The organism is Kitasatospora sp. NPDC090091, from assembly GCF_044747365.1.
Classification (GTDB): domain Bacteria; phylum Actinomycetota; class Actinomycetes; order Streptomycetales; family Streptomycetaceae; genus Kitasatospora.
In genome coordinates this window covers 1-13,786 of sequence record NZ_JBIVDY010000005.1, presented here as the reverse complement: position 1 = coordinate 13,786, position 13,786 = coordinate 1, and the positions used below count along the sequence as shown (strand labels likewise).

At 74.7% G+C, this 13,786-nt stretch carries 8 protein-coding genes and 1 pseudogene; 7 read left to right on the top strand and 2 right to left on the bottom strand.

Translation table 11 applies throughout. From position 1 onward, the window contains the following. Positions 1-118: 118 nt before the first annotated feature. From serA to ACIPSC_RS09995, 3 genes are all read left to right on the top strand, one after another. Positions 119-1,702 carry a phosphoglycerate dehydrogenase gene (gene serA, locus ACIPSC_RS10005; protein WP_400824573.1) on the top strand — a complete coding sequence of 528 codons (1,584 nt, stop codon included), beginning with the start codon at positions 119-121 and terminating at the stop codon, positions 1,700-1,702. Between the two features lie 329 nt (positions 1,703-2,031). Next, positions 2,032-2,193 carry a hypothetical protein gene (locus ACIPSC_RS10000; RefSeq protein ID WP_400824572.1) on the top strand — a complete coding sequence of 54 codons (162 nt, stop codon included), beginning with the start codon at positions 2,032-2,034 and terminating at the stop codon, positions 2,191-2,193. A 235-nt stretch (positions 2,194-2,428) separates the two neighbouring features. After that, positions 2,429-5,794 carry a S8 family serine peptidase gene (locus ACIPSC_RS09995; protein WP_400824571.1) on the top strand — a complete coding sequence of 1,122 codons (3,366 nt, stop codon included), beginning with the start codon at positions 2,429-2,431 and terminating at the stop codon, positions 5,792-5,794. Between the two features lie 72 nt (positions 5,795-5,866). Here ACIPSC_RS09995 and ACIPSC_RS09990 read toward each other — a convergent pair whose 3' ends face one another. Beyond that, on the bottom strand, positions 5,867-8,386 hold the full coding sequence (locus ACIPSC_RS09990) for a YfhO family protein (RefSeq protein ID WP_400824570.1): 2,520 nt from the start codon (positions 8,384-8,386) through the stop codon (positions 5,867-5,869). A 155-nt stretch (positions 8,387-8,541) separates the two neighbouring features. Between ACIPSC_RS09990 and ACIPSC_RS09985 the strand changes: the two genes are divergently transcribed. The 4 genes from ACIPSC_RS09985 (at position 8,542) to cimA (ending at position 13,551) form a co-directional block, all read left to right on the top strand. Beyond that, positions 8,542-9,120, top strand: coding sequence for a Uma2 family endonuclease (locus tag ACIPSC_RS09985; protein WP_400824569.1), 579 nt, complete (start codon positions 8,542-8,544; stop codon positions 9,118-9,120). Positions 9,121-9,182: 62 nt separating this feature from the next. Further along, positions 9,183-10,220: a 3-isopropylmalate dehydrogenase gene (locus ACIPSC_RS09980; protein WP_400824568.1), complete on the top strand. Its 1,038-nt coding sequence runs from the start codon at positions 9,183-9,185 to the stop codon at positions 10,218-10,220. 261 nt (positions 10,221-10,481) lie between these two features. Next, positions 10,482-11,594, top strand: a complete 1,113-nt coding sequence (locus tag ACIPSC_RS09975; RefSeq protein WP_400824566.1) for a branched-chain amino acid aminotransferase — start codon at positions 10,482-10,484, stop codon at positions 11,592-11,594. A 352-nt stretch (positions 11,595-11,946) separates the two neighbouring features. Beyond that, the gene (gene cimA, locus ACIPSC_RS09970) at positions 11,947-13,551 is read left to right on the top strand and encodes a citramalate synthase (RefSeq protein WP_400824565.1); all 1,605 of its coding nucleotides are present in this window, start codon (positions 11,947-11,949) and stop codon (positions 13,549-13,551) included. A 141-nt stretch (positions 13,552-13,692) separates the two neighbouring features. Here the strand turns inward: cimA and ACIPSC_RS09965 are convergent. Then, positions 13,693-13,786 (bottom strand): annotated as a pseudogene (locus tag ACIPSC_RS09965) (ATP-binding protein); the annotation flags it as partial.

Sequence of the window (13,786 nt, the reverse complement as noted above, 5' to 3'; positions counted from 1 at the left end):
CACAGCGTCGTGCGTCTACCTACGCGGCATGCCACCTTCCCCCCGCCTTCCACGCCACCTACGTGCCCGGGGAGAACCGGACAGTTAAGGACACACTGTCGTGAGCACTGCTAACACTGTGACAACCGGCGTTGTGCTGATCGCCGAGGAGCTGTCGCCCGCCACCGTCGACGCCCTCGGCCCCGACTTCGAGATCCGCCACTGCAACGGTGCGGACCGCACCGAGCTGCTGACCGCGATCGCCGACGTGGACGCCATCCTGATCCGCTCCGCCACCAAGGTGGACGCCGAGGCGCTGGCCGCCGCCCGCAAGCTCAAGGTGGTCGCCCGGGCCGGTGTCGGCCTGGACAACGTGGACGTCTCGGCCGCCACCAAGGCCGGCGTGATGGTCGTCAACGCGCCGACCTCCAACATCGTCACCGCCGCCGAGCTCGCCTGCGGCCTGCTGGTCTCCGTCGCCCGCAACATCGCGCCGGCCAACGCCGCGCTCAAGCAGGGCGAGTGGAAGCGCAACAAGTACACCGGCGTCGAGCTCAGCGAGAAGGTCCTCGGCGTCGTCGGCCTCGGCCGGATCGGCGTCCTGGTCGCCCAGCGGATGTCCGCGTTCGGCATGAAGATCGTCGCGTACGACCCCTACATCCAGGCCGCCCGCGCCGCGCAGATGGGCGTCAAGCTGGTCTCGCTGGAGGAGCTGCTGGAGGTCTCGGACTTCATCACCGTCCACCTCCCGAAGACCCCGGAGACCATCGGCCTGATCGGCGACGAGGCGCTGCACAAGGTCAAGCCGACCGTCCGCATCGTCAACGCCGCCCGCGGCGGCATCGTGGACGAGGAGGCGCTCGCCAGCGCCCTGCGCGACGGCCGGGTGGCCGGCGCCGGCCTGGACGTCTACGCCAAGGAGCCGTGCACCGACTCCCCGCTGTTCGCCTTCGACAACGTGGTCGCCACCCCGCACCTCGGCGCCTCCACCGACGAGGCGCAGGAGAAGGCCGGCATCGCGGTCGCCAGGTCGGTGCGCCTGGCGCTGGCCGGCGAGCTCGTCCCGGACGCGGTCAACGTCCAGGGCGGCGTGATCGCCGAGGACGTCCGCCCGGGTCTGCCGCTGGCGGAGAAGCTCGGCCGGATCTTCACCGCCCTGGCCGGCGAGGTGGCCGTCCGCCTCGACGTCGAGGTCCGCGGCGAGATCACCCAGCACGACGTCAAGGTTCTCGAACTCTCCGCTCTCAAGGGCGTGTTCGAGGACGTCGTGGCGGAGACGGTGTCCTACGTCAACGCCCCGCTGTTCGCCCAGGAGCGCGGTGTCGAGGTACGCCTGACCACCTCCAGCGAGAGCCCCGAGCACCGCAACGTGATCACCGTCCGCGGCACCCTGGCCGACGGCAGCGAGATCGCCATCTCCGGCACGCTGGCCGGCCCGAAGCAGACCCAGAAGATCGTCGGCGTGGACGCCTTCGACGTGGACGTGGCGCTCACCGACCACATGGCGTTCTTCAAGTACGAGGACCGCCCCGGCGTGGTCGGCGTCCTCGGCCGCCACCTCGGCGACGCCGGCATCAACATCGCCGGCATGCAGGTGGCCCGCGACGGCGGCGGCGCGCTGGCGTCCATCACCGTGGACAGCCAGATCCCGCAGGAGGTCCTGTCGGCCATCGCCGCCGAGATCGGCGCGCGCTTCGCCCGCTCCGTCGACCTGGGCGCCTGAGCCCGCCCCGGGCCTGCCCGGGAGCCATGCAGGGCCCGTACCGCCGCCGGCGGTACGGGCCCTGCGGCGTTCGGGAGCGGCGTGTTCGAGGGTGTGTCCGGCGCTCCGGGTGGCACCCGTCTCAGATAGTAGGAAATCCAAGTATTCGTGCAGACACGGCAGGGGCATGGCCGTACCTTGGAAGAGCCATACGGTGTGCCGCCCCTGTAGCCAGGGCCTGCGGCCCGTGTGCGCCCGTGCGCCCTGAGGGCAGGCGACCCCTGCTCCGCGTACCTCTCTCCTCCCCCTCGCGCGCCGCTTGCGTGCCCCTCTTCGCCAAGGAGCCCGGTATGCCCCCCACCGCAGACCGCCACGCCACTCCCGCCCCCGCCGCCGCCACCGCCCGCACCCCGCGCCGCCGCCGTGCGGCCGAGCGGACCCCGTTCGCGGCCGCCGCGCTGCAGCGCGCGCTGGACCGCCGCGACAACGGCGGCGTCACCGGGCACCTCTGAGCGGTCCTCGCGGCCGGGGGCCCGTGCCGCGGCGTTCATCCGCCCATTAGCCCGTCCGGACTGACGCCGGGTCACCCGGGAGAGTGCAAGTGGCGCCCGTTGGAGGGATGTTGCTCGCACTCCCCGGCGCGGGCCTCCTATATGTGGGGCCCGGGAAGGGTGATCGACGTCCGCGCGGGCGGGCGTCAGCGACACGGCGTGCGGATCAGTCCCCCTTGCCGGGGGAGAGGGCCCAGTGCGTCAGCCACCCGTCCGTCGTCCGATCGTCCGGATCGGCCTCACCCTGGCCCTGCTGTCAGGGCCGGCGCTGTTCAGCGCCGCCCCGGCGGCCGGCAGCCCGCCGACGGCCGCACCGCCGGGCGAACGGGAGGCCTCCGTCCTGCTGGAGCTCGGAACCGAGGCCGCAGGACCCGCCTGGCGCCGGGCCGCGGCCGAGGCCCGGCGGGCCCAGCGCTCCCCGGAGGCCGTGCGCCGCGAGGCCGCCGCGGCCGGGGCCGGGCAGCGGGCCCGCGCCCAGGACGCGCTCGACCGGCTGGCCGCGGCCGTGCACGGCGCGGCGCCCACCGCCCGTGAGCTCTACCGCACCCGTACCCTGCTCACCGGCCTCGCCGTCACGGTGCCGGCCGACCGGCTGCCCGCCCTGCGGGCGCTGCCCGGGGTCGAGGCAGTCCACCCGGTCGTCCGCAAGCAGCGGGACAACGCGCACTCCGTGCCGCTGACCGGTGCGCCCGGCGTCTGGGCCGGGCCGTCCGGCGAGGCCGGCGCCGGCGGGAACACCGGGCAGGGGGTGCGGATCGGCATCGTCGACAGCGGCATCGACTACACCCACGCGGACTTCGGCGGCCCCGGCACCGAGGAGGCGTTCAAGGCGGTCGACGGAGCCCGCCCGGCGCCGGCCGGCCTCTTCCCGAGCGCCAAGGTGGCCGGCGGCCGCGACCTGGTCGGCGACGACTACAACCCGGACCCGTCCTCCCCGGCGTACCAGCCCGTACCGCACCCCGACGGCAATCCGATCGACTGCGCGCTCAACGGGCACGGCACCCACGTGGCCGGCACCGCCGCCGGGCTCGGCGTCACCGCCGACGGCAGGCCGTACGCAGGGCCCTACCGGCCCGGGCTCGACCCGGCCGGCTTCCGGGTCGGCCCCGGCGCCGCCCCCGGCGCGCAGCTCTACGCGATCCGGGTCTTCGGCTGCGACGGCGCCACCGACCAGCTCACCCAGGCGCTCGACGTCGCCGCCGACCCGAACGGCGACGGCGACCTCGGCGACCGGCTGGACGTCGTCAACCTCTCCCTCGGCAGCCGCTTCGGCTCGCCCGACGACGCCGACGCGATCGCCGTCGACCACCTCGCCGAGCTGGGCACCGTGGTGGTCGCCGCGGCCGGCAACGAGGGCGACGTCTACGGCATCGGCGGCAGCCCCGGCACCGCACCCCGGGCGATCGCCGTCGCCGCCTCCGTCGACCCGCACAGCGACGCCGACGGCATCACCGTGCTCGCCCCCGATCCGCTGGCCGCGGTCGTCCCGTCCCACTGGAGCGGCCGCTACCAGGACTGGGCCACCGCCGACGTCAGTGGCCTGCTCGCCCTGCCCGCCGACCAGTCCGACGGCTGCGCGGCCTTCACCGAGGCGGACCGGCAGCGGCTCGCCGGGAAGATCGCCGTGCTCGCCTGGAGCACCCGCGAGTCCGAGCGCGCCTGCGGCTCCGGACCGCGGGCCGACCACGCGGCCGACGCCGGCGCGATCGGCGCCCTGCTGGCCGCCGACGACGACCACCTCGCCGAGATCGCCGGCAACGACCGCATCCCGGTCGCCCTGCTCGGCCACGCCGACGGCGCGAGGCTGCGCTCCGGCGCGGCCGACGGCCCGGTGCAGGTCCGGCTCGCCGCCCCCGGCAACGCGCTGCACGGCATCGTCCCCCAGGACCAGCCGCAGCGCACCGACACCCTCACCGACTTCACCTCGCGCGGGATCGGCGTGCCGGGCGTGGTCAAGCCCGATCTCGCGGCGCCCGGCGAGACCATCTGGTCCGCCAAGGCCGGCAGCGGCACCGGGGGCCAGCGTGAGGACGGCACCTCGATGGCCACCCCGCTGGTGGCCGGCCTTGCCGCGCTGGTCCGCGCGGCCCACCCCGGCCTGACGGTCGAGCAGGTCAAGGCGGCGCTGATGAACACCGCCGGGGACACCTGGCTCGGCGACGGCGGCACCGGCCCGGTCTACGGCCCCGAGCGCACCGGCGCCGGCCGGGCCCGGGTGGACGGAGCCGTCCGAACCCCCGCGGTGGCCTACGCGGCCGGCGAGGGCGCGGTCGAGGGCGCCGTCGGCGTCTCCTTCGGCCCGGTCCCGGTCGGCGGTGCGTACAGCGACGTGCGCGAGGTGGAGGTCCGCAACCTCTCCGGCACGGCCGCGGTCTACCGCACCGGCTACGCGGCCGCCACCGAACTGCCGGGCGCCGCCTTCGCGGTGACGCCCGAACGGATCGAGGTCCCGGCCGGCGGCACCGCCCGGGTCCGGGTCGCGCTGACCGTCCCCGGCCGGCTCGGCCGGGCCCCCGACCCCACCATCGTCACCCACCAAGGCGGCAAGGCCCGCAGCTACCGGGGCGAGCTCTCCGGCCGGCTGCTGCTCACCCCCGAGTCCGACCCGGCGCTGCCCGGGCTGCGGGTGCCGGTCTTCGCCGCCCCGCGGCCGGCCTCCGACCTGACCGCGGCGGCGCCCACCCGGCTCACCCGCTCCGGCGCGCTGGCCGCCCTCGTCGGCACCCCGGCCCCGGCCGAACAGCCCGGACTGCTCAGCGCGTTCGCGCTCGGCGGCGAGGGCGTCCGCTGGCCCGACTGCCCGCCCGCCAGCGGCGCCGCCGTGGGGCCGGGCGCGGGCATCGTTCCGGAGGACAGCACCGAGGCACAGGCCCCGGACGCCGTCTGCGTCGAGCACCCCGGTGACCGGGCGGCCAACCTGCGCGCGGTGGGCGCCGCCTCCGACGCGCCGGCCGTGCCGGACGGCCAGGGGATGCTCTACCTCGGCGCCCAGGTCTGGGCGCCCGCCGCCACGCCGGTCGGGGTGTTCGCCGTCCGGGCGTCGCTGGACACCGACGGCGACGGCGTCACGGACGCGGTGGTCAAGGCCGACCGGCAGCGCGGCAGCGACGTCCTGGTGGCGCGCACCCTGGACGCCCGCACCGGCGCCGAGTTGGACGTCCAGCCGCTGAACGCCCGCTGGGGGGACACCGACACCGCGCTGCTGGACAGTGACGTGCTGGTGCTCCCGGTCCGGCTGAGCGCCCTCCCCGGCGTGAAGCCCGGCCACAGCACCGTCCGCTACGGCCTCTGGACGGGCGCCGCCACGACCGGCAAGCCGGACCCGGCGGAGGCCTTCTCGGCGATCGGCCTGCGCGGCATCCGGCCGACGCTCACCATCGACGTGCTGCACCCCGCGGTCGACGTCCGGACCGGACCGGGCGGGCCCGCCGCGGTGGCTGCCGCGCTGCCGCCGGGCACCGTCCTCGACATCCACCGCGCCGACGGCGACACGTCGCGCGTCCTCCTGTTCCACCACTTCAACCGGGACGGGCGGCGCGGCCAGATCCTCGCCCTGCCCTGACGCACCCGCGCCCGAGCGATCCACCGGAGCCCCTGCCCTGCGGGTGGGGGCTCCGGGGCGTTTCTCCGGGAGTCAGCCGGACCGCAGGCCGGGCACCCCGTCCTGCCGGGCCCGCTCGGCCGCGCGGCGGCGCAGGCGCCGTGGCGGGCGGGCCGGGCGGTGGCGGAGACGGCCGAACACGCCGGTGAGTGTCACGACGGCGGCCGAGGCCAGGGCCACGGTCAGTCCCTCGTTCAGCCCGGGCGGCCGGAACGAGCAGCCGATCCGGTCCGCACCGGCGCCGAGCGGCACGCCGACCATGCCGAGGACGGAGTCGGGCGCCCGGTAGCCGCCGCCGCCCGCCGCACAGGTCCACCCGGTGGCGGCCGGGACGGAGAGCAGGGCCGTCCCGGTGCTGCCCGGCGGCAGCGCGGCCGTGACGGTGTGGCCGCCGGCGGCCACCCGGGTCGCGCCGGTCCGGGTCAGCCGGGCGACCGCCGCCTCCAGCGCGCCGGGCCGCAGACAGCCGATCGGCCGGGCCGGGACCTGCGTGACGGTGTCCGCGTGCAGCACCACCCGGACCCGGCCGTCGGCGGGCACCGGCCCGAGCTCGTGGATCGGCACGGCGGTGGTCGGCTGTTCGCCGTCGCTGCGGTAGGCCGTCCCGAGGCCGCTCACCGTGCCGGCGAACCAGACCCCGTGGAAGTACGCCGTCCCGCCCGGCGTGCAGGCGGCCGCGAACGCGGTGCCGTCCGCCCCGGCCGGGGTCGCCGGGACGGACCAGCCGCTGGTGCCGTGCGCGGTGGGGGCCGGGCCGCCGTCCGGGACCGGGGCGGGGACGTCGTACACGGCGGAGCCGAGCAGCGACTCCCGCCGGGACCAGACCGAGGAGGTGTCCCGCACACCGCCCGGTGGCAGCACGGTGACCGGCGGGGGCACGGCCGCGGCCCGGACCACCGCGAAGCCGGCCGGCGGCGGCCCGTCGGCCAGATGGGTGCGGACGGCGAACAGCGCCCGCCCGACCGGGTCGGTGACGCTCGCGGTCTGCCGCCCGCCGGCCCTCCAGCCCGCGCCGAGGTCGTGCAGCAGCAGGGCGGTGGCGGTGGGCAGGTAGCCGCTGGCGTAGCCGCCGCCCTGACCGTCCAGCAGCAGCGGGTCGTTCGGGGTGAAGGCGTGCGGCCCGGGATCGGTCCGGGCGCGCGGCCAGTCGGCGGACTGCCGCACCGCCGCGTACGCCGCCTGGACGGACGCCCCGGTGGCGCTCGCCCCCGCCGGGCCACCCAGCGCCGTGTACGCGGACCAGACCAGGCCACCGAGGACCGCGCAGGCCAGGACGGCGGTGGCGGCCGCGCCCGCCCGCCGGTCGGTGTGCCGCAGCTCCAGCGCCCCGAGGGCACCGAGCAGGACGGCGCCGCCGACCGTCAGCAGCACCCAGGTGGAGGCCGGTACCGTGCGCCGGGTGGCGGCGGTCCCGGCCACCAGCAGGACGACCGCGGCGCCGCCGAGCAGCGTCCACCGGTCCGGCCGGTGTGCGAGCGAGACCCACCCGGCCAGCACCAGCAGGCCGCTGAGCACGAAGGCCACCCGGTAGGGGCCGCCGGCCGGGATGGCCAGCCCGTGCCAGACCAGCACCGTGGGCGTCCAGACGAAGCTCAGCACCACCAGCGCCAGCAGCCCGCACCAGACGGTCCGCTCCCGGGGGCGGACCCTCCGGTTGAAGGGCAGCCCGGCCACCAGCAGCAGGCCGAACAGGCCGACCGAGACGTCCGGCACCGGCGGCCCGCCGCCCGCACCCGGCAGCAGCTCCGCCAGGTGCCCGCCGAGGCCGGACGGACCGAGCGGCTGCACCGGGGACTCCGGCTGCGCCTCCTGCGCGGCCCGGACGGCGGTGAACAGCACGGGCGCGGCGAGCGCGATCCCCGCGGCGGCCATGGTGACCGCCCGGCCTGTGGTCCGGACCGAGGCCTTGAACGGCCGCCGCACCGCGAGCAGCCGCACCGCCAGGACCAGGCCGGCCGTGACGGTGGCCATGGCGGCGGTGTAGAGGTTGCCCGCCCAGGCCAGCGCGACGCAGAGCGAGCCGGCCACCCAGCGCCGCTCGTGCAGGCACCAGTCCCCGGCCAGCACCAGCAGCGGCAGCGAGACCAGGCCCCAGAGCCACATCGGCGCCGCCCCGCCGACCGTCGGCACCCAGGCGCAGAGCCCGTAGCCGAGCGCGGCCACCGCCCGCAACCGGTGCGGCCCGGCGTGCAGCCGGCCCAGCACGTGGGCCATCAGGGCGGTGCCCAGCCCGATGCTGAGCGCTGCGGTCAGGAACACCGCGAGCTGCCCCTGGCCGCGCGGCAGCAGGACGGCGAGCCAGGAGAACGGGTTCATCAGGTGGGCGAAGAAGTCGGCCAGGAAGGGTGCCCCGTAGCCGCTGTTCCAGGTGAACAGCAGATCGCCGGGGGCGCGCCCGTGGGAGAGGTCCCAGAGCTGGGCGTGGAAGGGCACCGCGACCTCCGCCGCCCCCGGCGGCCAGGCCCCGTGCAGCGCCGCCGCGAGCGCGTACCCCGCCGTCGCCGCGCCGCCCGCCGCCCCGCAGACCCGTGCCTCCCGCCACCGCGCACCCATGGTGTTCTGCCCCGTTCTGCGAGCAATGCCGGATCCGGATGCCCGCGAGCATAGGCGCGCCCCCGGCGCGGACGCCGCCGCACGCGCTCCCTCGTGGGAGGGACGTGCGGGGGAAGGCCGCCGAGTAGCCTGAGAACGCCCGTCAGGATGCCCGCATGGGAGGAATCATGACCATCGAGCCGTACCCGGACTGGCTCCGTCCCCCGCCCGAGGGGTACACCGCCGAGGACCTCGACCGGCTGCCCGATCTCCCGCCGCACACCGAGCTGCTCGACGGGAGCCTGATCTTCGTGAGTCCGCAGACGCGATTCCACATGCGCACCCTTCGCAGGTTGGAGAGGGCGCTTGAGGCGGCCGCTCCGGAGGGATGGGAGGTCTGCCGGGAGATGACCGTCAGGCTGGACCGGCGAAACCGGCCCGAACCCGATCTCGCAGTGGTGGACGAGCGGGGCGACACCGGCCCGCAGCAGACCTTCTCGGTCGCCGGGGACGTCCTGCTCGTGATCGAGGTCGTCTCCGAGGAGTCCCGGGACCGCGACCGCCAGGTGAAGCCGCGCAAGTACGCCGCCGCCGGCATTCCGCACTTCTGGCGGGTCGAGGGCGACGAGGAAGGACGCCCGGTCGTCCACACCTACGAGCTGGACCCGGCCACCCAGTCGTACGGGCTCACCGGGATCCATCACAAGCAGTTGAAGCTCGAACGGCCGTTCCCGGTCGACATCGACCTCGCCTGACCGTTCGTCCGGATAGTGGACACCAGGTGTCAGTGACTGGGACGGCGGAGTAGGGTCCGAGCATGTCTCGCACCATTCGTCTCGCAGTTGTCCCCGGTGACGGCATCGGCCAGGAAGTGGTGGCCGAAGGCCTCAAGGTCCTCGAAGCCGCACTGCCCGCCGACGTCAAGCTGGAGACCACCGAGTACGACCTCGGCGCCCGGCGCTACCACCGCACCGGCGAGACGCTGCCGGACAGCGTGCTGGCGGAGCTGAAGACCCACGACGCCATCCTGCTCGGTGCGATCGGTGACCCGAGCGTGCCGTCCGGCGTGCTGGAGCGCGGGCTGCTGCTGAAGCTGCGGTTCGCCTTCGACCACCACATCAACCTCCGCCCGGGCCGGCTCTTCCCCGGGGTGAAGTCCCCGCTGGCCGGCGAGCCGGAGATCGACTTCGTCGTCGTCCGCGAGGGCACCGAGGGCCCGTACGTCGGCAACGGCGGCACCCTGCGCACCGGGACCGAGCACGAGGTGGCCACCGAGGTCAGCCTCAACACCGCGTACGGCATCGAGCGGGTCGTCCGGGACGCCTACCGGCGGGCCCAGGCGCGGCCGCGCAAGAAGCTCACCCTGGTCCACAAGAACAACGTGCTGGTCCACGCCGGCCACCTGTGGACGCGGATCTTCGAGCAGGTCGGCCGGGAGTTCCCCGAGGTCACCACCGACTACCTGCACGTCGACGCCGCGACCATCTTCTTCGTCACCCAGCCCGAGCGGTTCGACGTCATCGTCACCGACAACCTGTTCGGCGACATCCTGACCGACCTGGCCGCCGCCGTCACCGGTGGTATCGGCCTGGCCGCCAGCGGCAACATCAACCCCGGCGGGGAGTTCCCGTCGATGTTCGAGCCCGTGCACGGCTCGGCCCCGGACATCGCGGGCCAGGGCAAGGCCGACCCGACCGCCACCGTGCTCTCGGTCGCCATGCTGCTGGACCACCTCGGCTTCGCCGCCGAGGCCGCCGCGGTGGAGACCGCGGTCGCCGCGGACCTCGCCGAGCGCTCGGGCACCCGGACCACGTCCCAGGTCGGCGACGCGCTCGCCGCCCGAGTATCCGGCTGACGGGCCGGAACCGACATGTGCCGTTCCGGCTGACACGAGCCGGAACCGACAAGCGGTGTTCCGGCTGACAGGGCCGGAGCGCACACGCGCATAACCGCAGCTTGCAGCTTCCCAAGGAGCTCGCAACTGTTCGGCACGGCCCTCTGGATGCGAGTATCGACAGTGGGCCGTGCCGTTGTGCGTCCGTTTCGGGGCCGTTGTGCCGAAACGTTCACCTGCGGAGGCGGCCCGGACCAACCCCACGGTGAAGGACACACAGCCATGAGCACGCCCACCCAGGCGCCCATCACGTTCGACCTCAAGCCCTCCGCCCACCCGCTGTCCGCCGCGGAGCGCGAGGCCCGGCTGGTCAACCCCGGCTTCGGACGCATCTTCACCGACCACATGGTCACCATCCGCTGGACCGAGGGCCGGGGCTGGCACGACGCGCAGCTGCAGCCGTACGCGCCGATCGAGATCGACCCGGCCAACATGACGCTCCACTACGGCCAGGCGATCTTCGAGGGCCTCAAGGCCTACCGTCAGACCGACGGCTCGATCGCGACCTTCCGCCCGGAGGCCAACGCCGAGCGCTTCCAGGCCTCCGCCCGCCGCCTGGCCATGCCGGAGCTGCCGGTCGAGGCCTTCGTCGAGGCAGTCGAGCTGCTGGTCCAGCAGGAGCAGAACTGGGTGCCGAACGAGCCGGAGCAGAGCCTCTACCTGCGCCCGTTCATGTTCGCGACCGAGGTCGGCCTGGGTGTCCGCCCGTCCAACTCCTACCTCTTCATGCTGATCGCCTCGCCGGCCGGCGCCTACTTCCCCGGTGGCGTCAAGCCGGTCTCGGTCTGGCTGTCCGAGGACTACGTCCGGGCCGCGCCCGGCGGCACCGGCGCCGCCAAGTGCGCCGGCAACTACGCCGCCTCGCTGGTCGCCCAGGCCGAGGCCGCCGCCAAGGGCTGCGACCAGGTGGTCTGGCTCGACGCCGCCGAGCACCGGTGGGTCGAGGAGATGGGCGGCATGAACCTCTACTTCGTCTTCGGCGAGGGCAAGGACGCGAAGATCGTCACCCCCGCGCTCTCCGGCGCGCTGCTCCCCGGCATCACCCGCGCCTCGCTGCTGCAGCTCGCCACCGACCTCGGCTACGCGGTCGAGGAGCGGAAGATCTCCACCGAGGAGTGGAAGCAGGGCAACGCGGACGGCACCCTCACCGAGGTCTTCGCCTGCGGCACCGCCGCCGTCATCACCCCGGTCGGCTCGGTCAAGTCCGAGGGCGGCGACTGGACCGTCGGCGCCGGTGAGCCCGGCCCGGTCACCATGGAGCTCCGGAAGGCGCTGCTCGCCATCCAGGGCGGCCAGGCCCCCGACACCCACGGCTGGCTGCACAAGATCGTCTGATCCCGGACCGCCTCCGGCCCGCGCCGTTTCGGATACCGAGACGGCCGGGCCGGATTCCGGATCGCTGTGCCAGACTGCGAGCGTGTCCTCGCTTTCGCTGATTATTGGCAGCAGGCGCGCCGGTCCGCAGTGACCGCTCCGCAGTACCCGATGCGGAGCGACCACCAGCGTCCAGACCCGCGCGCAGACCTCTCGCACCCGCGAGGGGTCTTTTTGTTTCCCCCGGACCGGCCGGGAGCCCCCACAAGGGGCCCAGGGACACCGGGGCCGCGCGCGGGATGCTGGACAGTGGAGCCGGGACTCGCAATCCGGCAGAGCAGTACCCAACCTCCCCGAACGGAGAACCAGGGCCATGACCGAGGTCAGCCGTACCGACGACGGCTTCCACGTGTTCGACACCACCCTGCGCGACGGCGCGCAGCGGGAGGGCATCAACCTGACGGTGGCCGACAAGCTGGCCATCGCCCGGCACCTGGACGAGTTCGGGGTCGGCTTCATCGAGGGCGGCTGGCCCGGCGCCAACCCCCGCGACACCGAGTTCTTCGCCCGGGCCGCGGACGAGCTGGACCTCCGGCACGCCCAGCTGGTCGCCTTCGGCGCCACCCGCCGGGCGGGCGGCCGGGCGGCCGACGACCCGCAGCTGGCCGCCCTGGTCAACTCGGGCGCACCGGTCGTCACCCTGGTCGCCAAGTCCCACGACCGGCACGTCGAGCTGGCGCTGCGCACCACCCTGGACGAGAACCTGGAGATGGTCCGGGACAGCGTGGCGTACCTGCGTTCCCGGGGCCGCCGGGTCTTCATCGACTGCGAGCACTTCTTCGACGGCTACAAGGCCAACCGCGGCTACGCCCTCGCGGTGGTCCGCGCCGCGCACGAGGCCGGCGCGGACGTCGTCGTGCTCTGCGACACCAACGGCGGGATGCTGCCGGCAGGCGTGCGCGACATCGTCGCCGACGTGCTGGCCGAGACCGGCGCCCGGCTCGGCATCCACGCCCAGGACGACACCGGCTGCGCGGTGGCCAACACCCTGGCCGCCGTGGACGCCGGCGCCACGCACGTCCAGTGCACCGCCAACGGCTACGGCGAGCGGGTCGGCAACGCCAACCTCTTCCCGGTGGTCGGCGCGCTGGAGATCAAGTACGACCGCCGGGTGCTGCCGGCCGGCAGCCTCGCCGAGATGACCCGGATCTCGCACGCCATCGCCGAGCTGGTCAACCTGACCCCCTCCACCCACCAGCCGTACGTCGGCCACTCCGCCTTCGCGCACAAGGCCGGCCTGCACGCCTCCGCGATCAAGGTCGACCCGGACCTCTACCAGCACATCGACCCGGAGACGGTCGGCAACACCATGCGGATGCTGGTCTCCGACATGGCGGGCCGCGCCTCGGTCGAGCTCAAGGGCAAGGAGCTCGGCTACGACCTCTCCACCGACCGCGACCTCGCCGGCCGGGTGGTCGCCAAGGTCAAGGAGCAGGAGAACCTCGGCTACACCTACGAGTCTGCCGACGCCTCCTTCGAGCTGCTGCTCCGCGACGAGGTGCGCGGCAGCCGCGAGCGCTTCTACGCCCTGGAGTCCTGGCGGACCATCAGCGAGCAGGGCCCCCAGGGCTTCACCGGCAACGAGGCGACCGTCAAGCTCTGGGCCAAGGGCGAGCGGCGGATCGCCACCGGTGAGGGCAACGGCCCGGTCGACGCGCTGGACAAGGCGCTGCGCACCGCGCTGGACCGGATCTACCCGCAGCTGGCCAAGCTGGAGCTGGTGGACTACAAGGTCCGCATCCTGGAGGGCCAGCACGGCACCGGCTCCAAGACCCGGGTGCTGATCGAGTCCACCGACGGCACCGCGGCCTGGTCCACCGTCGGGGTGGCCGACAACGTGGTCGCCGCCTCCTGGCTGGCCCTGGAGGACGCCTACACCTACGGCCTGCTGCGGGCCGGGCTGGAGCCCTCCGAGTAGGGCGCTGAACGCCCGGCGGCCCACGGACTCCCGGACGGGGGCCGTGGGCCGCATCGGTTCCGCGGGGACCCGCGGCGCCTCCCGGCCGCCCAGGTCCTGTCTTCAGACTCCCGTCGTCCGGCCGGAGTCTGAAGACAGGACCTAGCGCAGGCGGGCGAGGAGGGCGTGTTCGACGAGGGTGATGAGGGCGCTCTTGGCGCTGTCCCGTCGGCGGGCGTCGAGGGTGACGATGGGG

Bases quoted from the DNA above. Each gene is read 5' to 3' on its own strand.
- ACIPSC_RS10000 (WP_400824572.1), top strand. From the start codon at position 2,032: ATGCCCCCCACCGCAGACCGCCACGCCACTCCCGCCCCCGCCGCCGCC.
- ACIPSC_RS09990 (WP_400824570.1), bottom strand. From the start codon at position 8,386: ATGGGTGCGCGGTGGCGGGAGGCACGGGTCTGCGGGGCGGCGGGCGGC.
- ACIPSC_RS09985 (WP_400824569.1), top strand. From the start codon at position 8,542: ATGGGAGGAATCATGACCATCGAGCCGTACCCGGACTGGCTCCGTCCC.
- ACIPSC_RS09980 (WP_400824568.1), top strand. From the start codon at position 9,183: ATGTCTCGCACCATTCGTCTCGCAGTTGTCCCCGGTGACGGCATCGGC.
- ACIPSC_RS09975 (WP_400824566.1), top strand. From the start codon at position 10,482: ATGAGCACGCCCACCCAGGCGCCCATCACGTTCGACCTCAAGCCCTCC.
- cimA (WP_400824565.1), top strand. From the start codon at position 11,947: ATGACCGAGGTCAGCCGTACCGACGACGGCTTCCACGTGTTCGACACC.